This is a genomic window from Thermus sp. LT1-2-5 (genome assembly GCF_040363165.1).
In the GTDB taxonomy this organism is placed as follows: domain Bacteria; phylum Deinococcota; class Deinococci; order Deinococcales; family Thermaceae; genus Thermus.
The window spans coordinates 1-17294 of sequence record NZ_BSRG01000003.1 but is presented as its reverse complement, the minus strand read 5'-3'; the positions used below and the strand labels follow the sequence as shown (position 1 = coordinate 17294).

Below are 17294 nucleotides of genomic sequence, written 5' to 3'. Positions count from 1 at the left end.
TCCCACTTTAGGGCAAAGGGCGGGGGACTGCCCCGCCCGCCCTCCCCTTGGCCCTCAGCGCCTTAGTCCAGGTACTCGTAGGCCACCAGGGTCAGGAACTCGATGAACGCCTCCGAGAGGACCAGCTTGTCCAGGATCTCCTCCGCCTCCTTGTAGCGCTCCTTTTCCCGTCCCCCAAGCTTGGCCAGCTCCTCCTCCTTCACCTTCTGGTACAGCTCGGGGGTCACGGTGCGGCCGTCCTCCAGCTTGGCCTCCCGGTGGACCCACTGCCAAAGCTGGGCCCGGCTGATCTCGGCGGTGGCGGCGTCCTCCATGAGGTTGAAGATGGCGGCGGCCCCGTTGCCGAGAAGCCACTGGTTCAGGTACTGCAGGGCCACGGAGATGTTGTTCCTAAGCCCCGCCTCCGTCACCTTCCCCCCGGGGACTTCAAAGTTGAGGAGGTCCTCCGCCTTCACTTGGACGTCCAGGCGCTTCACGTGCTTCTGGTGGGGCTTGTCCCCCAGGTAGCGGTCAAAGACCTCCTGGGCCACGGGCACCAGGTCGGGGTGGGCCACCCAGGTGCCGTCAAAGCCCTGGGAGGCCTCCCGCTCCTTGTCCGCCCGCACCTGCTGGAAGGCCCGCTCGTTCACCTCGGGGTCCTTGCGGCTGGGGATGAAGGCGGCCATGCCGCCGATGGCGTGGGCCTCGTGGGTGTGGCAGGACTTCACCAGGAGCTCGGTGTAGGCCTTCATGAAGGGTACGGTCATGGTCACCTGGGCCCGGTCGGGGAAGATGGGGGCGGTGGTGGCGAACTTCTTGATGCAGCTGAAGATGTAGTCCCAGCGCCCGGCGTTCAGCCCGGCGGCGTGCTCCTTGAGCTCGTAGAGGATCTCCTCCATCTCAAAGGCCGCCAGGATGGTTTCTATGAGCACCGTGGCCCGGATGGTGCCCCGGGGGATCTTGAGGTAGTCCTGGGCGAAGTTGAAGACCTCGTTCCAGAGGCGGGCCTCGAGGTGGCTCTCCATCTTGGGCAGGTAGAAGTAGGGCCCGCTTCCCCGCCTTAGGAGCTCGTGGGCGTTGTGGAAGAAGTAAAGCCCAAAGTCAAAGAGGCTCGCCGAGATGGGCTCCCCGTCCACCCGCACGTGCTTTTCCACCAGGTGCCAGCCCCGGGGGCGCACCACCAAGGTGGCGGTCTGCTCCTTTAGGCGGTAGGCCTTGCCCTCGGGGGAAACGAAGTCGATCTGGCGGCGCACGGCGTCATAAAGGTTTTTCTGCCCTTGGATCACGTTGTCCCAGGTGGGGGAAAGGGCGTCCTCGAAGTCCGCCATGAAGACCTTGGCCCCCGAGTTCAAGGCGTTGATGATCATCTTCCGGTCCACGGGGCCGGTGATCTCCACCCGGCGGTCCAGGAGGTCTGGGGGGGCCTCGGCCACCCGCCAGTTCCCTCCCCGGACGAAGGCGGTTTCCTGAAGGAAGTCGGGCCTTTCGCCGGCCTTGTACCGCTCCCAAAGCTCGTGCCTGCGGGCGAGAAGCGCCTTGCGCACGGGGTTGAACTCCCGGTGCAGGGCCACCACGAACTTCAGGGCCTCCTCCGTCAGCACCTCCCTAAGGAGGGGGTGGTCTTTGGTGATCTCCACGCCCTTCATGGTGGCCTGAGCTTACGGGGGCGGGGGAGGGATTGTCAATAGACGAAACGTTTTTTTACTTCTTGAAAAACAAGGGCCCCCATGCTAGGCTAAGGCGCCATGCCGCGGCGGAGGGAAAAGGGGGCAAGCGAGGTCAAGACCCTGGAAAAGGGGCTTGGGGTGCTAGAAGCCTTGGCGGAGCATAAAGAAGCGGGGCTTTCCGCCCTGGCCGAGGCCACGGGGCTGGCCAAGAGCACCCTTTACCGCCTCCTCCAGACCCTGGTGCGGCGGGGCTTCGCCGTGGAGGAGGGGGGCGTGTACCGGGTGGGGCCCAAGGCCTTCGCCGTGGGCCAGGCCTACCCCCGGCCCGACCTCCTCTCGGCGGCGCGCCCCGAGATGGAGGCCTTGGCGGAGGAAACGGGGGAGAGCGTAAACCTGGCCGTGCCCTGGGAGGGGGAGGCGTTGTACCTGGACCAGGTGGAAGGGAGGCAGCTCGTGCGCCTCTTCACCGCCCCGGGGAGCCGGGCTCCCCTCCACGCCACCGGGGTGGGGAAGGTGTTTTTGGCCTACCGGGGGGTACCGGAGGGCCTACGCCTCACTCCCTTCACCCCCCACACCCAAACCCGCCTCGAGGGCCTTCTGGCGGAGCTCCAGGAGGTGCGGGCCCAGGGCTACGCCTTGGACAACGAGGAGAAGGAGCTGGGGGTGCGGTGCGTGGCCGCCCCCGTCTTCGGCCCCACGGGGGAGGTGGTGGCGGCCATCTCCCTTTCCGCCCCAGCCAGCCGCCTTTCCCTGGAGGCCGCCCGCCGCCTCGCCCCCCGGGTGAGGGCGGCGGCCGAGCGGGCTTCCCTGCGCCTAGGGTTTTCAGGGGGCGTATAATGAAAAGGGTTAGACTGGTTTAGTGGGGAGAGCTTAAGGCCATGGACAGGGTCACGGACAAGGACCGCCCGGTGTACGTGATCAGCGTGGCGGCGGAGCTGGTGGAGATGCACCCGCAGACGCTGCGGCTTTATGAGCGGAAGGGGCTCATCAAGCCGAAGCGGTCTGGGGGCAAGACGCGGCTTTACTCGGAGCGGGACATCGAGAAGCTGAGGGAGATCCGCCGCCTGACGCAGGAGCTTGGGGTGAACTTGGCGGGGGTGGAGGAGATCATGCGGCTCAGGGCGGAGCTGGAGGCTCTCCAGGCCCGCTTCGAGGCCGAGGTGGAAAGGCTTAAGGGGGAGATCGGGGACCGCTTCCGGGAGCTGGAGCGCAAGGCCCTCCCCGCCCCTGGGGAAACGGCGAAGCCCTCCCCCAAGGACCGCCCGGTGTACGTGATCAGCGTGGCGGCGGAGCTGGTGGAGATGCACCCGCAGACGCTGCGGCTTTATGAGCGGAAGGGGCTCATCAAGCCGAAGCGGTCTGGGGGCAAGACGCGGCTTTACTCGGAGCGGGACATCGAGAAGCTGAGGGAGATCCGCCGCCTGACGCAGGAGCTTGGGGTGAACTTGGCGGGGGTGGAGGAGATCATGCGGCTCAGGGCGGAGCTGGAGGCCCTCCAGGCCCGCTTCGAGGCCGAGGTGGCCCGGCTAAGGCTTCTTCTCCTCGAGGAGGGCAAGGCCTTGGCGGAAGAGGGTAGCATGGGGGCGTGAACGCCTTAGCCCCCTTACTGGAGTTCCTTTCCATCCCCTCGGTATCCACCGACCCCGCCCGCAAGGAGGAGGTGCGCCGGGCGGCCCTTTGGCTGAAGGAGCGCCTCGAGGCCCTGGGCTTTTCCGCCGAGCTCCACGAAACCCCCCTTCACCCCATCCTTTACGCCGAGCGGGTGGTGGACGAAAAGGCCCCCACCGTCTTGGTCTACGGCCACTACGACGTCCAGCCGGAAGACCCCTTGGAGCTTTGGGAAACCCCGCCCTTTTCCCCGGTGGTGCGGGAGGGCAGGATCTACGCCCGGGGCGCCTCCGACGACAAAGGGCAGCTTTGGGCCCACGTGGCCGCCCTGGAGGGCCTCGCCGCACGGACCAACGTCAAGTTCCTGGTGGAAGGGGAGGAGGAGATCGGAAGCCCCCACCTCCTTCCCTTCGTGCGGCAACACCGGGAAAGGCTCCGGGCGGACGTGGTTTTGGTTTCCGACGGGGCCATGTTCGCCCCCGAAACCCCCACCCTCACCTACGGCCTAAGGGGGCTTTGCTACCTGGAGGTGCGCCTCAAGGGGGCCAAGCGGGACCTCCACTCCGGGGCCTTCGGCGGGGTGGCGCCTAACCCCATCCAGGCCCTGGGTTGGCTCCTCGCCCGCCTCAAGGACGAGGGGACGGGCAGGGTCCAGATCCCGGGTTTCTACGAGAGGGTACGGCCCGTTTCCGAGGAGGAAAGGCGCCTTTGGCCCCCTTTGGACGAGGAGGCCCTAAAGCGGGAGCTCGGGGTGGAGGTCCTCCCGGGGGAGGAAGGGTACACCCCCCTGGAGCGGCTTTGGGCCAGGCCCACCCTGGACCCGAACGGCGTATGGGGCGGCTACCAGGGGGAAGGCTCCAAGACGGTGATCCCGGCGGAGGCGGGGATGAAGCTTTCCATGCGCCTGGTGCCGGACCAAGACCCCGAGGAGGTGGCGGACTTGGCCGAGGCCTACCTCAAGGAGGTCCTTCCCCCCGGGTACCGCTTGGAGGTGCGCCGCCTCCATGGGGGGAAGCCCGTCCTCACCGACCCTTTCAGCCCCCCCATGCGCCTCATGGCCCGGGCCTTGGCGGAGGTCTGGGGGAAGCCCCCCGTCTACGCCCGGGAGGGGGGGACGATCCCCGTGGTGGCGGAGCTGAAGGAGGCTCTGGGCGCCCCCATCGTCCTTTTGGGCCTGGGGCTCAACGACGACAACCTGCACGCCCCCAACGAGAAGTTTGACCTCCTCAACCTGGAAAAGGGCATCGCCGCCATCCGGCGCTTCCACGAGCTTTTGGCCGAGGAGGGCCTTCAGTAGGCCCGCTTGAAGATGAGGGCTTCCCCCACCCTCCCGGAAAGGAGGGGCACGGCAGCGCTTTTGGCCACCTGGGCGCAAAAGGGGACGTCCCCTTCTAGGCCCACCCCCTTTAGGGCTTGGGCGGCGGCGGAGAGGCTTAGGGCCTCCAAGGGGTCCTGGTAGGCCCGCTTCACCGCCAGGGCGATGCGGGCCCCGTCCTCCGGCTCCACTTCGCCCAACAGGCCCAGGTACTCCGCCAAGACCCCGGCGGTGTACAGGTCGTCCAGCCCGGCCCGCCCCTCCTTGCCGGCGCAGAGGATGGCCACCTCCTCCGTGGCCAGCTCCCGGGCCAGCCGGGCGGCGGCGTGGGCGTTGTACAAGGAGGCCAGAAGGACGTGCTTGGCCGTCTTGGCGGCGGCGTGAGCCGCTTTGGTGCCGTTGGTGGTGCTCATGACCACCACCTTGCCCCCCACGGGGGCTTCCAGGGCCTCCCGGGGGGAGTTCCCCAGGTCAAACCCCGGGGGTTTCAGCCCCCCCACCTCCCCCGCCAGCACCACGTCCTCGTCCTTGAAGGCCCGGGCCGCCTCGAGGCCTTCCACCAGGTAAAGCGCTCCCGCCCCCGCCTCCAGGAGGCAGGCGGCGGTGGTGGTGGCCCGGATCACGTCCACCACCAGGACCACATCGGGGTAAACCACCCCTTCGCTGGGAAGCACGTCCACCCTAAGCCGCACGGCGCACCCCCTAGACCAAGCCGAAGGCCACCTCTTCCAAAAGCCGGAAGTCCCTCACCTCCACCTCCCCCGGGGCCAAGGACAGGATCCCCTTCTCCTTCAGGTCGTGCAGGACCCGGGTCACCGTCTCCCGGCTTGCCCCCGCCAGGGCCGCCAGGTCCTGGTGGCGCAGGCGGAAGCGGGGCCCGTGCCCTTGGCGGTGGAGCTTGAGGAGGGCATAGGCCACCCGGCTTTGCGCCTCCTCAAAGGCCAGGAGGTCCATCTCCACGTTGAGTTCCCGCAGGCGCCGGGCCAGGATGCAGGCCAGGTTGTGGGCCACCAAGGGTAGGCGGCGAATCAGGGCGAGGTAGCCCTCCCGGTAGAGGGCGAGGAGGTGGGTGTCCTCCTGGGCCTCGGCGCTGGCGCTCCTTTCCCCCCCGTCCAGGAGGCTCATCTCCCCGAAGACCTCCCCCGGGCCCACGTAGCCTAGGGTCTTCTCCTGCCCCCCTAGGTGGGTGCGGTAAAGCCGCACCCGCCCCGCCTCCACCAGGTACAAGGTCTGGCCCAGGTCCCCTTGTTGGAAGACGGTTTTCCCTTTGGGGTAGACGAGGGGTTGGAAGTAGGAGCGGGCGAGGGCGATTTCCTCCGGCGTCAGGTCCTGGAACAGGGGGCTTCCCCGCATCGGTCCTACTCTAACCGAGGCTTCATCTTTTGCCTAGAGGATGAGAGGGTGCGCCCGGTCCTCGAGGTCCAAAACCTCGGCTTCGCCTACGTGCAGGGCCCCCTCTTCCGGGGGCTTTCCTTCGCCCTGGGGCCGGGGGAGGCCCTAGCGGTGCTCGGGCCTTCGGGAAGCGGTAAGACCACGCTTCTCCATCTCCTAGCGGGGCTTCTCCCTTTGCAGGAGGGGGAGGTCATTTGGGAGGGCACGCCCATCCGGGGCCTTACGGAGGAGGCCCTGGCCCGGCGTCGGCTCCGCTTTTTGGGCCTCGTCTTCCAGCACCACTTCCTGTTTCCCGAGCTCACCGCCTTGGAAAACGTCCTCGCCCCCGGGTACCTGGTGGGACGGGTGGATCGGCCTTGGGCCCTCGCCCTCTTGGAGCGTCTGGGGCTTGGGGGCAGGACGCGCTTTCTCCCCCAGAAGCTTTCCGGGGGGGAAAGGCAGCGGGTGGCGCTGGCCCGGGCCCTTTACCTAAGGCCCCGGCTCCTCCTGGCGGACGAGCCCACGGCCAGCCTGGACCGCCGCCAGGCCCGGGAGGCCCTGGCCCTCATGCGGGCCCTTTGCCGGGAGGTGGGTACCGCCTTGGTCCTGGCCACCCACGACGAGAGCCTGGTGGAAGGGCTTCCCGCCCTCAGGCTGTAGTATCCTTAGGCGGTATGAGTCCCATCCACGTGCGGGGCAAACCGGGGGATGTGGCGGAGAGGGTTCTCCTCCCCGGGGACCCCGGCCGGGCGGAATGGATCGCTAAGACCTTCTTGGAAGACCCCGTGGTCTACAACACCCACCGGGGGCTTTTGGGTTACACGGGGCGCTACCGGGGCGTGCCCGTTTCCGTGCAGACCACGGGGATGGGGGCCCCTTCGGCCAGCATCGTGGCGGAGGAGCTGATCCAGCTAGGGGCCCGGGTCCTCCTCCGGGTGGGGACCTGCGGGGCGGTGGACGGGGCCTTGGCCTCAGGGGATTTGGTCATCGCCCAGGGGGCGGTACCCTTGGAGGGGGCCTCGAGGCAGTACCTTGGGGGGCTTCCCTACGCCCCTGTGCCCGACCCCTTCCTCTTCCGCGCCCTCTGGGCCAAGGCGGAGGAGAGGGGTTACCCCCACCACGTGGGCCTGGTGGCCACGGAGGACGCCTTCTACGCCACCACCCCGGAGGCGGCCCGCGCCTGGAGCCGCTTTGGGGTCTTGGCCTTTGAGATGGAGGCGAGCGCCCTCTTCCTCCTGGGCCGGATGCGGGGGGTGAAGGCGGGGGCTATCCTGGCGGTTTCCAACCGCATCGGCGACCCCGAGCTGGCGCCTCCCGAAGTCCTCCAGGAAGGCATCCGGCGCATGGTGGAGGTGGCGCTTCTCGCCCTTTTGGAGGTGTAGCATGGAACACGAGCACGAGCACGAGTTCATCCTGGAAATCCCCGAGTTCCAGCACCTCTCCTACGAGGTGGAGGGGAACATCGCCCTGGTGACCCTAAGGCGGCCCGAGGCCCTGAACGCCCTTTCCCGCGAGGTCCTGGAGGAGCTGGCCCAGGTGGTGGAGGTGATCCACCAAGACCCCGAGGCCCGGGTGGCCATCTTCACGGGGGAGGGAAGGGCCTTCGCCGCCGGGGCGGACCTCAAGGAGATCGCCGCCCTCAAGGACCCCTTCATGGCCCGGGAGTACGCCCTTTTGGGCCAGCAGGTCTTCGCCGAGATCGCCGCCTTGCCCATCCCCACCATCGCCGCCATCCACGGCTACGCCCTGGGGGGCGGGTTGGAGCTGGCCTTGGCCTGCGACCTCCGGGTGGCGGCCAAGGGAGCCAAGCTCGGCCTCCCCGAGGTGGGCCTGGGGCTCATCCCTGGCTTTGGGGGTACCCAGCGCCTGCCCCGGCTCATCGGCCGGGGGCGGGCCTTGGACCTCATCTTCACCGGCCGGCACGTGGAGGCGGAGGAGGCCCTCACGCTGGGCCTGGTGAACCGGGTGGCGGAGGACGCTTTGGAGGAGGCCAAGAAGCTGGCCCAGAAAATCCTCAAAAACGCCCCCATCGCCCTGGCCCTGGCCAAGGAGAGCGTGGTGCGGGGCGAGGGGCTGGACCTGGCGGAGGCCTTGGAGATCGAGGCGGATCTCTTCGGCTACGCCGCCGCCACCGAGGACATGAAGGAGGGGGTCCGGGCCTTCCTGGAAAAGCGGGCGCCGGAGTTCAAGGGGGAGTGAGTTCCTTTCCCTCGCCAGGGCCCGGTGTAAGGTGAGGGGTGCGCATGACGGGAGAACGCGTGGTCCACGTAGCTAGCCCCAAGGCCAAGCTCTACGCCGAGGCCGACCAGGCCATCCGGGAGCGCCTGAAGCCCTTTCCCAAGGCCCTTAGGGCCTACGAGCTTTTGATCCAGGACCCGGAGGCCCGGGCCGGTTGGAACATGGCCAACTACATCACCATGCGCAAGCTGGGCTACAACGACCACGGCCGGGTCCACGCCCTCCTCACCGGGGCGGCCAGCGTGGCCATCCTGGGCCTTCTGGCCGAGGCGGGGGTGCGGCTGGACACCCTGGAGTCGGGGGCGGGGGAGCTGGAGGACGCCTACGTGGTGGTCCTCCTCTCCACCATGCTCCACGACCTGGGAAACCAGGTGCACCGGGACCATCACGAGGCCTTTGGGGTAAGCCTGGCCCTCCCCATCCTGAACCGCATCCTGGAAAGGATCTACCCCGACCCCGAGCAGCGCACCGCCCTCCGGGCCCTCATGCTCCACGGCATCTACAGCCACGACCTCTCCCCCGAGCCCCTCACCATAGAGGCGGGCATCACCGCGGTGGCGGATGGCACCGACATCACCAAGGGCCGGGGGCGGAAGGCCTTTGCCCTGGGGAGCATCGATATCCACTCCATCAGCGCCCTGGCGGTGGACGAGGTGCGGATCCTAAAGGGGGAAAAGGTCCCGGTGGAGATCCAGGTGACCATGAACAACTCCGCAGGCATCTTCCAGGTGGAGGAAACCCTCACCAAGAAGGTTTTGCGGAGCCCCTTGCGCCCCTACGTCACCGTGGTGGCCATGACCGAGCCCAATGGGTCCCAAGACCAGCGGATCGTCCACCGGGTGCGCCTGCACGAAACGGAGGACCGCTTCGTCCTGGACTAGCCTTCCGGCCAGAGCTCGCGGAGTTCCTTGGGCAAAAGCTGGCGCACGTCTTGGATTTCGCCCTCGGTCACCTTTTGCTTGAGCACCTTGAACACCGCCTGCGCCGCCCTTTCTGGGTCCACCGCCGGGCCGGAAGGGGTTTTGAGCTCCCGGGCCACGTGGGCCAGGAACTCCTCCTTGTGCCGCTCCTTAAGGGGCTTGCCCGTGGGATCCCACCCCTCGTAGTAGATGCCCCGGATGAGCATGGGCAACTGGGCCCCAAGCTGGGCCACCTCCTCCACGGGCAAGCGGTCCCTGAGGGCATGGAGGACGGCCCGAAGGGCCATGTAGGCCCGGTGGCGGTCCTCTATGCCTAGCTCCTCCATGATGGCCCTGAGCCAGGTGTGGGTTTTGTGAAGGGTGGCGTCAAAGACCTCCAGACCAGTGGCGCTCATACCCCTTCACCTCCTTCACCCTTAGCATATCCCTTGAGTAAGGGTGTGTAAAGGGGTAGCGCTTTCGGAAGGAGGGCGCCTATTCCTCCAGGCGGAACCCCACCTCCAGGACCACCTGGTACTCCTTTACCCCTTCCGGGCCGATGGTGCCCCGGATCTCTTTGACCTCAAACCAGTCCAGGTGGCGGAGGGTTTTCTGCGCCCGCTCCAAAGCGGCTTGGATAGCGTTCTCGAGGCCCTCCCCACTCGTCCCCACCAGCTCCACCTTCTTGTACACCTTGCCCATGGGGCTATCCTACCGCCTAGGCCCCACCTCCTTGGTGAGTTCCCGCTTGAGGATCTTGCCCACGCTGGACTTGGGGAGGCTTTCGCGGAACTCTAGGATGCGGGGCACCTTGTAGGCGGCGAGGTGTTTGCGGCAGAAGGCCTCGATGTCCTTCTCCGTGACCTTGCCCCGGTACTCGGGCTTGAGGACGAGGAAGGCGGCCACGGTTTCCCCGCGGTAGGGGTCGGGGACGCCCACCACGGCGGCTTCCTGGACGGCTTCATGTTGGTAGAGGACCTCTTCCACCTCGCGGGGGTAGATGTTGTAGCCTCCGGCGATGATCATGTCCTTTTTGCGGTCCACGATGTAGAAGTATCCGTCTTCGTCCATGCGGGCCATGTCGCCGGTGAAGAGCCAGCCGTCCTTGAGGGCCTTTTGGGTTTCCTCGGGGCGGTTCCAGTAGCCTTTCATGACGTTGGGGCCCTTGACGATGAGCTCGCCCACCTCGCCCAGGGGCACCTCCCGCCCCTCCTCGTCCACCACTTTTGCCTCCACCCCCGGGAAGGGTAGGCCCACGCTCCCCAGCTTCCTCGGGCCGTGGAGGGGGTTGCAGTGGGTCACGGGGCTGGCCTCGGTGAGGCCGTAGCCCTCCACCAGCTTGGCCCCGGTGAGGGCCATGAAGCGCTCCGCCACCTCGAGGGGCAAGGGGGCGGAGCCAGAGATGCAGGCTCGGACGCTTCTTAGGTTGCGCTTCTCGATCCCGGGGAAGTTGTTGAAGGCCACGTACAGGGTGGGCACCCCGGGGAACAGGCTAACCTGGTGCGCTTCTATGGCCTCCACGATGGGCCCGATCTCGGGGCGGGGAAGGAGGACCAGCTTGGCCGCCCCCAGGAGGGCCAGGTTCATGGCCACGGTCATGCCGTAGACGTGGAAGAAGGGAATGGCCCCCAAGACCACCTCCTCGCCTTCCCGGAAATCCGGAATCCAGGCCCGCACCTGCAGGGCGTTGGCGGAGAGGTTCCGGTGGGTGAGCATGGCCCCCTTGGCCACCCCGGTGGTCCCCCCGGTGTACTGCAAAAGGGCCAGGTCGTCCAGCTCCAAGGCCACGGGGTCAGGCTTCCCCCGCTTGAGGAAGGCCCGCCAGGGGGTGCCTTCCCGGTTCTTGGGGGCCTGCCCCTGGCGCTTGAGCATGAGGGGATAGAGGAGGTTCTTGGGGAAGGGAAGGTAGTCTTGGATGCCCGTGCGCACCAGGAGGTCCACGGGGGCTTCCCCTTTCACCTCTTGGTAGCGGGGAAGGAGCTGGTCCAGGATGACCAGGGCCTTGGCCCCGGAGTCCCGTAGCTGGTGCCGTAGCTCCCTGGGGGTGTACATGGGGTTGGTGTTCACCGCCACGCCCCCCGCCAGGAGGGTGCCGAAGAAGGCCACCACGAACTGGGGGGAGTTGGGGAGCATGATGGCCACCCGGTCCCCCTTCCTCACGCCCGCCTCCTGCAGGCCCTTGGCGAAGGCCTCGACTTCGCGCCACAAGGCGGCGTAGGAGATACTTCGCCCCAGGAACGCCAAGGCCACCTTCTTCGGGTAGCGGCGGGCATTTTCCCGCAGGGCCTCGGTCAGGAGCACCGGCCTTGGGGCCTCCTTGGGAACCCCGGGATCGTAGTGTGCGTACCAAGGATGCATGGCACCTCCTTGAACCGGGTCAAAGTTTACCCCCCGTTATCCGGCGGGGCAAGGGGCTCTAGACCCGGAAGTAGCGGTAGGGGGGGCCTTCCCGGTCCACCAGGCCTTCCCTTCGCAGGTACTCCAGGTGGGCCAGGGTTTCGGCGAAGGCGAAGCGGCGCCCGGCGGCGTCCAACTCCTGGGGGAAGAGGAGAAGGGAAAGCTCCCAGGCGCTCTTGGGGCCCTCCAGGAGCGCCAGGAGGCTTTGCAGGCGCTCCTCGTGGTGGGCGAGAAGCTCCTTAGCCCGCTTCCTCACGTCCCGGATGGGGCCGAAGTGCCCGGCGTGGGCCACCTGGACGGGAAGCCCCGCCAGGCGTTCCAAGGACCCAAGGAAGTCCTTCAGGGGGTTCTCCCGGGTGTAGGCCCAAAGGCCCACGTTGGGGGAAACGTGGTCCAAGAGGGCGTCCCCCGCCAACAGGACCCCTTCCTCTTCCAGGTAAAAGGCCACGTGCCCGTCGGCGTGGCCCGGGGTCCAAAGGACCCGAAGCCGCTTGCCCGCCACCTCCAGGACCTCCCCGTCCTTTAGGGGCCAGGGGTTTTGCGGCGGGTGGACCCTTTGCCGGGTTTTGGCCATGGTTTCCCGGATGCCCCAAAGGGCCTCCTCTGGGGTGCCGTGGTCCCGGAAAAGCCGCCAAGACGCCTCCTCAAAGGCCTCGGGGACAAGCCAGAAGCGGTGGCCCCGGTTTAGCTCCTCCTCGTGGAGGAAGACCCGCGCCCCAAGCCCCTCGAGGAAGCCCGAAAGGCCGTAATGGTCGGGGTGGTGGTGGGTGAGGAGGACCACCTTGACGTCCTGGAAGCAAAGGCCGAGCTCTGCCAGGTAAAGCTCCAGGCTTCCCCGGGCGGTGCGGGTGTCCAAGGCGGTGTCCAAAAGGGCCACCTCCCCGTCCCCCTTGAGGAGGTAGAGGTTCACCGTCTTCAAGGGGTAAGGGATGGGCACGGGAAGCAGGAAGACCCCGGGCAGGATCTCCCTCATAAGAGAGCCCCCAAGAGGAGCAGGGCGGCGAGGAAGGGGTCGGGCTCCTGTAGGTGCCAGGGGAAGCGGAAACCCCCTTCCCCGTCCCCTTCCACCTCCTTGCTGCCCAGGATTTCCCTCAGGTGCGCCAAAACCGCCTCCTCCTCCAGGGGCGTTCCGCCCGGGAGGTAGACGGCCAGGCGGCAGGCGTCCCCGTCCAGGGCAAAGCCCAAGGCCGGAGGCTCTTGCGCCTGGAGGAGGATCCGCAGGGTCTTCAGGTTCTCCGGCCTCGGGTCCGGGTCCACCCCGTAGAAGAGGGGGTGGGGGAGGGGGTGGAGTTCCCGGAGTTCCGCCTCGAGGCTAAGCAGTTTCCACACCCCAGGCAGGACCCCACCCCCCGCTCCCCCCATGGCGTCCAGGTAGACCACGCCCTTCTTCTTGGCCCCTTCCCCGGCGCTTTGCCGCAGGCGCTCCAGGTAGGCCTTCTTGACGTCCAAGAGGGTAAAGGCCCCCCGGGCCTCCGGGGGGGGTAAGAAGGGCACCGCCTCCCCGGGAAGGGGCTTTCCGGGACCGAGGCGGAGCCTGACCCCTTGGAAGCGGGCGGGCTTGCGCCCGGCAGTGAGGTAAAGCCCCCCCGCCTTCGCCTCTTCCAGGGCGAAGCCGAAAAGGGGAAGGGGGGAAGGCCCGGGAAGGAGGAAGGTTTCCAGGCCCAAGGCCGAAAGCACCTCTGCCGCCTCCTCCGCCATCTCCCGGGCCAGGAAACGGGCGTCGTGGCCCACCACCACCCGCTCTACGCCCTCTTCCTTCAGGCGCTCGCCAAACCCTGCCGCGAGCCGGGCCAAGGTGGCGAAGGTGAAGTCCCGGGCGAGTTCACCCAAGAAGCCCTCCTGCGTGGGACGAAGCTCCATGTCCTAGAGTCTACCGCGTGGTAGACTCCACCCCGTGGACGAGGCTCTCCTCTCCTCCTTGAACGAGGCCCAACGCCAGGCGGTTCTCCACTTCCAAGGCCCCGCCTTGGTGGTGGCGGGGGCCGGGAGCGGCAAGACCCGCACCGTGGTCCACCGGGTGGCCTACCTGGTGGCCCACCGGGGCGTCTACCCCACGGAGATCCTGGCGGTCACCTTTACCAACAAGGCGGCGGAGGAGATGCGGGAGCGGCTGAAGGGCATGGTCAAAGGCGCGGGGGAGGTCTGGGTTTCCACCTTCCACGCCGCCGCCTTGCGCATCCTCCGGGCCTATGGGGAGCGGGTGGGCCTGAAGCCGGGCTTCGTGGTCTACGACGAGGATGACCAGACGGCCCTCCTCAAGGAGGTCCTGAAGGAGCTCGGCCTTTCCGCCAAGCCCGGGCCCATCAAGGCCCTCTTGGACCGGGCCAAGAACCGGGGGGAGCCGCCTGAGGCCCTTTTGGCGGAGCTTCCCGAGTATTACGCCGGGCTTTCCCGGGGCAGGCTAAAAGACGTCCTCCACCGCTACCAGGAGGCCCTGCAGGCGCAAGGGGCCTTGGACTTTGGCGACATCCTCCTCTACGCCCTGAGGCTTTTGGAAGGGGACCCGGAGGTCTTGAGGAGGGTGCGCAAGCGGGCCCGCTTCGTCCACGTGGACGAGTACCAGGACACAAACCCCGTGCAGTACCGCTTCACCAAGCTCCTGGCGGGCGAGGAGGCCAACCTCATGGCCGTGGGGGACCCGGACCAGGGCATCTACTCCTTCCGGGCGGCGGACATTAAAAACATCCTCCAGTTCACGGAGGACTTTCCCGGGGCCAAGGTCTACCGCCTGGAGGAGAACTACCGCTCCACCGAGGCCATCCTCCGCTTCGCCAACGCCGTCATCGTTAAGAACGCCCTGCGCCTGGAAAAGACCCTACGCCCGGTGAAGGGGGGTGGGGAGCCGGTGCGGCTTTTCCGCGCCAAGGACGCCCGGGAAGAGGCCCGCTTCGTGGCGGAGGAAATCCTGCGCCTGGGGCCACCTTTTGACCGGGTGGCGGTCCTCTACCGCACCAACGCCCAAAGCCGCCTCCTGGAGCAGGCCTTGGCCAGCCGGGGCATTGGGGTGCGGGTGGTGGGCGGGGTGGGCTTCTTTGAGCGGGCCGAGGTGAAGGACCTTCTGGCCTACGCCCGCCTGGCCCTAAACCCCCTGGACAGCGTGAGCCTGAAACGCATCCTGAACACGCCCCCCCGGGGCATCGGCCCGGCCACGATGGAGAAGGTGGCCCGCCTAGCCTTGGAGAAGGGCCTTCCCCTTTTTGAGGCCCTGAAGGCGGCGGAAGGGGTGTTGCCCCGCCCCGAGCCCGTGCGCCATTTCGTGGCCCTGATGGAGGAGCTTATGGACCTGGCCTTTGGCCCGGCGGAGGCCTTTTTCCGCCACCTCCTTCAGGCCACCGACTACCCCGCTTACCTCAAGGAGGCCTACCCCGAGGACCACGAGGATCGGCTGGAAAACGTGGAGGAGCTCCTGCGGGCGGCCAAGGAGGCGGAAAGCCTCCTGGAATTCCTGGACAAGGTGGCCCTCACCGCCCGGGCGGAGGAGCCGGCGGAGGCGCAGGGGAAGGTTTCCCTCATGACCTTCCACAACGCCAAGGGCCTGGAGTTCCCCGTGGTCTTTCTGGTGGGGGTGGAGGAGGGGCTTCTGCCCCACCGGAACTCCCTTAGCACCCTCGAGGCCCTGGAGGAGGAGCGCCGCCTCTTCTACGTGGGGGTGACCCGGGCCCAGGAGAGGCTTTACCTGTCCTACGCCGAGGAACGGGAGATTTACGGCCGCCTCGAGGCTACCCGGCCAAGCCGCTTCTTGGAGGAAGTGGAAGAGGGGCTCTACCAGGAATACGACCCCTACCGAAGCCCGAAGCCCGTCCCCCCCACACACCGGCCCAAGCCCGGGGCGTTTAAGGGAGGGGAGAGGGTGGTCCACCCCCGCTTCGGTCCGGGCACCGTGGTGGCGGCCTCGGGGGACGAGGTCACGGTGCACTTTGAGGGGGTGGGGCTCAAGCGCCTTTCCCTCAAGTACGCCGACCTGCGCCCCGCCTAGGAGGTAGCCGTGTGGCCCCCCTACCACAAGACCCGCCCCTTGCCCTTCCTCCACCGGGGCGACGCCAGCTTCTTTGACCCTTTGGTGGCGGAGGTGGTGTCTTTGCGCCTCCCCCTTTTCCCCTACCCCGTGGAGGCGGAAAACCCCTGGGAGCTTCTCCCTTGCCTTTTGCCCCTGGGGCTCGCCGGGTTGGTTTTGGCGGAGGGGCTTCCCCCCCCGGAGGGGATGCGCTTGGAGGCGGAGGCGGAAACGGCGGGCTTGGTGGACCTGGTGGCCGTGGGGGTGGGGGGAGCCGTGGGCCAGTATGCGGAAGGGGTGGCCTTGGAGCGCTTCCTTGCCGCCCACTTCCCGGGGGCCAAGGCCCTTTGGCTTGGTCCGTTGCGCCCCGCCTTAGCCCCCTTCCTCCGCGCCTTGGCCCAGGTTTCCGTGGTCGCCCCCAGCTTCGCCGAGGGGGACGCCTTCCTGGCCCGCCTGCCGCAAAGGGCCCGGGGGCACGTGGCCTTGAGGCGGGAGGAGGTGGAGGCCTTGGCCCTAAGGTCCGACCTCCTCCTCTACGCCGGGGGCGGGCTTCCCCTGGCCCTGCTTCAGCCCTTCCACGCCCTCTTGGCCCTGGCCCCCGTGGACCCAAAAGCCCACGAGCGGGTCCAGGCCATCTACTCCCGGGAGGAGCTTTGGGCGGAACGGGTGAAGGTGGTCCTGGGGGGGCTTGGCTACCCCCCTTGATACCCTAGGGGTATGGCGGAGCGTTGGGTGGATCTGAATGCGGATGCGGGGGAGTCCTACGGGGTCTATACTTACGGGCACGACCGGGAGCTCTTTCCCTTGGTGACCTCGGTGAACCTGGCCTGCGGCTTCCATGGGGGAAGCCCCTTGCGCATGCGGGAGGCGGTGGCCCTAGCCAAGGCCCACGGGGTGGCGGTGGGAGCCCACCCTGGCTTCCCCGACCTGGTGGGGTTTGGCCGGCGGGAGATGGCCGTGGCTCCGGAGGAGGTCTACGCCGACGTGCTCTACCAGATCGGCGCCCTTTATGCCTTCCTGAAGGCCGAGGGCCTTTCCCTCCACCACGTGAAGCCCCACGGGGCGCTTTACCTCAAGGCGTGTCGGGACCGGGAGACGGCCCGGGCCATCGCCGAGGCGGTGCGGTCCTTTGACCCGGGGCTTCCCCTGGTGGTTCTGCCCGGCACGGTGTACGAGGAGGAGGCGAGGCGGGCGGGGCTTAGGGTGGTCCTCGAGGCTTTCCCCGAGCGGGCCTATTTGCAAAACGGCCAGCTTGCCCCCCGCTCCCTCCCGGGCTCCTGGATCACCGACCCAAAGGAGGCGGCCCGGCGGGCGGTGCGCATGGTCCTGGAGGGGAAGGTGGAGGCCCTGGACGGGGGGGAAGTGGCGGTGCGGGCGGACACCCTGTGCATCCACGGGGATAACCCCAACGCCCCCCAGGTGGCCCAGGCGGTACGGGCGGCCCTGGAGGCGGCGGGGGTAGAGGTGCGGGCGTTTGGAGGGATACGCGACCAATAGACGAGGGATGGAACGGGGTGCCGGACACTCCTTTTCGGGCTGACCCGGGACGGGAGCCTCCCAGGCTGGTCATGGTGGCCCGCTTTGCTCCCCAAAAGGATCACGCTCTTCTTCTTCAGGCTTTGGCGGGGCTTCGGGATCTTCCTTGGACCTTGGACCTGGTGGGGGATGGGCCGTTGCTTGCTAGGGTTCGCGTTTTGGCTGATGGGCTTGGGCTTGCGAGCCGGGTTCGCTTTCTTGGGCGCAGGTTGGATGTGGACCGGATTTTAGCGGAGGCGCAGATTTTTGTGCTTGTTTCCAACTGGGAGGGGCTTCCTTTGGTGGTTCTG

At 67.6% G+C, this 17294-nt stretch carries 19 protein-coding genes; 11 read left to right on the top strand and 8 right to left on the bottom strand.

Annotation, left to right across the window (positions count from 1 at the left end; genetic code table 11):
- Nucleotides 1-62: 62 nt before the first annotated feature.
- A complete protein-coding gene (aceB, locus tag ABXG85_RS03830) occupies nucleotides 63-1625 on the bottom strand; it encodes a malate synthase A (protein ID WP_353512421.1) in 1563 nt (520 codons plus the stop codon).
- Between the two features lie 99 nt (nucleotides 1626-1724).
- Between aceB and ABXG85_RS03825 the strand changes: the two genes are divergently transcribed.
- Genes ABXG85_RS03825 through ABXG85_RS03815 form a run of 3 tightly spaced genes read left to right on the top strand, consistent with a single transcriptional unit; the run spans nucleotide 1725 to nucleotide 4551 of the window.
- Nucleotides 1725-2483, top strand: coding sequence for an IclR family transcriptional regulator (locus ABXG85_RS03825; protein ID WP_353512420.1), 759 nt, complete (start codon nucleotides 1725-1727; stop codon nucleotides 2481-2483).
- Nucleotides 2484-2524: 41 nt separating this feature from the next.
- On the top strand, nucleotides 2525-3235 hold the full coding sequence (gene hspR / locus ABXG85_RS03820) for a heat shock protein transcriptional repressor HspR, fused homodimer type (protein ID WP_353512419.1): 711 nt from the start codon (nucleotides 2525-2527) through the stop codon (nucleotides 3233-3235).
- A complete protein-coding gene (locus tag ABXG85_RS03815; RefSeq protein WP_353512418.1) occupies nucleotides 3232-4551 on the top strand; it encodes a dipeptidase in 1320 nt (439 codons plus the stop codon). The genes hspR and ABXG85_RS03815 overlap by 4 nt, the downstream gene beginning before the upstream one ends.
- Here the strand turns inward: ABXG85_RS03815 and ABXG85_RS03810 are convergent.
- Entirely contained in the window at nucleotides 4545-5261 is a 717-nt protein-coding gene (locus tag ABXG85_RS03810; RefSeq protein ID WP_353512417.1) for a 2-phosphosulfolactate phosphatase, read from the bottom strand. The two genes, ABXG85_RS03815 and ABXG85_RS03810, sit on opposite strands and share 7 nt — an antisense overlap.
- 10 nt (nucleotides 5262-5271) lie before the next feature.
- On the bottom strand, nucleotides 5272-5922 hold the full coding sequence (locus ABXG85_RS03805) for a Crp/Fnr family transcriptional regulator (protein ID WP_353512416.1): 651 nt from the start codon (nucleotides 5920-5922) through the stop codon (nucleotides 5272-5274).
- A gap of 48 nt (nucleotides 5923-5970) precedes the next feature.
- Here ABXG85_RS03805 and ABXG85_RS03800 point away from each other — a divergent pair, with 48 nt between their 5' ends.
- Genes ABXG85_RS03800 through ABXG85_RS03785 form a run of 4 tightly spaced genes read left to right on the top strand, consistent with a single transcriptional unit; the run spans nucleotide 5971 to nucleotide 9059 of the window.
- Entirely contained in the window at nucleotides 5971-6600 is a 630-nt protein-coding gene (locus tag ABXG85_RS03800) for an ABC transporter ATP-binding protein (protein WP_353512415.1), read from the top strand.
- 14 nt (nucleotides 6601-6614) lie between these two features.
- Nucleotides 6615-7322, top strand: coding sequence for a phosphorylase family protein (locus tag ABXG85_RS03795; protein WP_353512414.1), 708 nt, complete (start codon nucleotides 6615-6617; stop codon nucleotides 7320-7322).
- Nucleotide 7323: 1 nt separating this feature from the next.
- The gene (locus tag ABXG85_RS03790; protein WP_353512413.1) at nucleotides 7324-8139 is read left to right on the top strand and encodes an enoyl-CoA hydratase/isomerase family protein; all 816 of its coding nucleotides are present in this window, start codon (nucleotides 7324-7326) and stop codon (nucleotides 8137-8139) included.
- A gap of 44 nt (nucleotides 8140-8183) precedes the next feature.
- Complete coding sequence (locus ABXG85_RS03785) at nucleotides 8184-9059, top strand: phosphohydrolase (protein ID WP_353512412.1); 876 nt, start codon at nucleotides 8184-8186, stop codon at nucleotides 9057-9059.
- Here ABXG85_RS03785 and ABXG85_RS03780 read toward each other — a convergent pair.
- The 5 genes from ABXG85_RS03780 to ABXG85_RS03760 form a co-directional block, all read right to left on the bottom strand.
- Nucleotides 9056-9493: a DUF2267 domain-containing protein gene (locus ABXG85_RS03780; RefSeq protein ID WP_353512411.1), complete on the bottom strand. Its 438-nt coding sequence runs from the start codon at nucleotides 9491-9493 to the stop codon at nucleotides 9056-9058. The genes ABXG85_RS03785 and ABXG85_RS03780 overlap by 4 nt on opposite strands.
- A gap of 79 nt (nucleotides 9494-9572) precedes the next feature.
- Nucleotides 9573-9779 carry a dodecin gene (locus ABXG85_RS03775; RefSeq protein WP_353512410.1) on the bottom strand — a complete coding sequence of 69 codons (207 nt, stop codon included), beginning with the start codon at nucleotides 9777-9779 and terminating at the stop codon, nucleotides 9573-9575.
- A 9-nt stretch (nucleotides 9780-9788) separates the two neighbouring features.
- Nucleotides 9789-11435 carry a long-chain-fatty-acid--CoA ligase gene (locus ABXG85_RS03770; RefSeq protein WP_353512409.1) on the bottom strand — a complete coding sequence of 549 codons (1647 nt, stop codon included), beginning with the start codon at nucleotides 11433-11435 and terminating at the stop codon, nucleotides 9789-9791.
- A gap of 58 nt (nucleotides 11436-11493) precedes the next feature.
- Nucleotides 11494-12447 (bottom strand): MBL fold metallo-hydrolase, encoded by a 954-nt coding sequence (locus ABXG85_RS03765; RefSeq protein WP_353512408.1) that lies wholly within the window; start codon nucleotides 12445-12447, stop codon nucleotides 11494-11496.
- The gene (locus ABXG85_RS03760) at nucleotides 12444-13334 is read right to left on the bottom strand and encodes a phosphohexomutase domain-containing protein (RefSeq protein ID WP_353512407.1); all 891 of its coding nucleotides are present in this window, start codon (nucleotides 13332-13334) and stop codon (nucleotides 12444-12446) included. The genes ABXG85_RS03765 and ABXG85_RS03760 overlap by 4 nt, the downstream gene beginning before the upstream one ends.
- Nucleotides 13335-13368: 34 nt before the next feature.
- Here ABXG85_RS03760 and ABXG85_RS03755 point away from each other — a divergent pair, with 34 nt between their 5' ends.
- The 4 genes from ABXG85_RS03755 to ABXG85_RS03740 form a co-directional block, all read left to right on the top strand.
- A complete protein-coding gene (locus ABXG85_RS03755) occupies nucleotides 13369-15450 on the top strand; it encodes an ATP-dependent helicase (RefSeq protein WP_353512406.1) in 2082 nt (693 codons plus the stop codon).
- A 9-nt stretch (nucleotides 15451-15459) separates the two neighbouring features.
- On the top strand, nucleotides 15460-16173 hold the full coding sequence (locus ABXG85_RS03750) for a hypothetical protein (RefSeq protein WP_353512405.1): 714 nt from the start codon (nucleotides 15460-15462) through the stop codon (nucleotides 16171-16173).
- A gap of 12 nt (nucleotides 16174-16185) precedes the next feature.
- Nucleotides 16186-16965, top strand: coding sequence for a LamB/YcsF family protein (locus tag ABXG85_RS03745; protein WP_353512404.1), 780 nt, complete (start codon nucleotides 16186-16188; stop codon nucleotides 16963-16965).
- A 17-nt stretch (nucleotides 16966-16982) separates the two neighbouring features.
- The coding region (locus tag ABXG85_RS03740) for a glycosyltransferase (RefSeq protein WP_353512403.1) at nucleotides 16983-17294 on the top strand (312 nt) is incomplete at its 3' end.

Coding starts and splice junctions, on each gene's coding strand:
- ABXG85_RS03760 (WP_353512407.1), bottom strand. CDS start 13,334: ATGGAGCTTCGTCCCACGCAGGAGGGCTTCTTGGGTGAACTCGCCCGG.
- ABXG85_RS03775 (WP_353512410.1), bottom strand. CDS start 9,779: ATGGGCAAGGTGTACAAGAAGGTGGAGCTGGTGGGGACGAGTGGGGAG.
- ABXG85_RS03825 (WP_353512420.1), top strand. CDS start 1,725: ATGCCGCGGCGGAGGGAAAAGGGGGCAAGCGAGGTCAAGACCCTGGAA.
- ABXG85_RS03790 (WP_353512413.1), top strand. CDS start 7,324: ATGGAACACGAGCACGAGCACGAGTTCATCCTGGAAATCCCCGAGTTC.
- ABXG85_RS03745 (WP_353512404.1), top strand. CDS start 16,186: ATGGCGGAGCGTTGGGTGGATCTGAATGCGGATGCGGGGGAGTCCTAC.
- ABXG85_RS03780 (WP_353512411.1), bottom strand. CDS start 9,493: ATGAGCGCCACTGGTCTGGAGGTCTTTGACGCCACCCTTCACAAAACC.
- ABXG85_RS03770 (WP_353512409.1), bottom strand. CDS start 11,435: ATGCATCCTTGGTACGCACACTACGATCCCGGGGTTCCCAAGGAGGCC.
- ABXG85_RS03765 (WP_353512408.1), bottom strand. CDS start 12,447: ATGAGGGAGATCCTGCCCGGGGTCTTCCTGCTTCCCGTGCCCATCCCT.
- aceB (WP_353512421.1), bottom strand. CDS start 1,625: ATGAAGGGCGTGGAGATCACCAAAGACCACCCCCTCCTTAGGGAGGTG.
- ABXG85_RS03795 (WP_353512414.1), top strand. CDS start 6,615: ATGAGTCCCATCCACGTGCGGGGCAAACCGGGGGATGTGGCGGAGAGG.
- hspR (WP_353512419.1), top strand. CDS start 2,525: ATGGACAGGGTCACGGACAAGGACCGCCCGGTGTACGTGATCAGCGTG.
- ABXG85_RS03805 (WP_353512416.1), bottom strand. CDS start 5,922: ATGCGGGGAAGCCCCCTGTTCCAGGACCTGACGCCGGAGGAAATCGCC.
- ABXG85_RS03785 (WP_353512412.1), top strand. CDS start 8,184: ATGACGGGAGAACGCGTGGTCCACGTAGCTAGCCCCAAGGCCAAGCTC.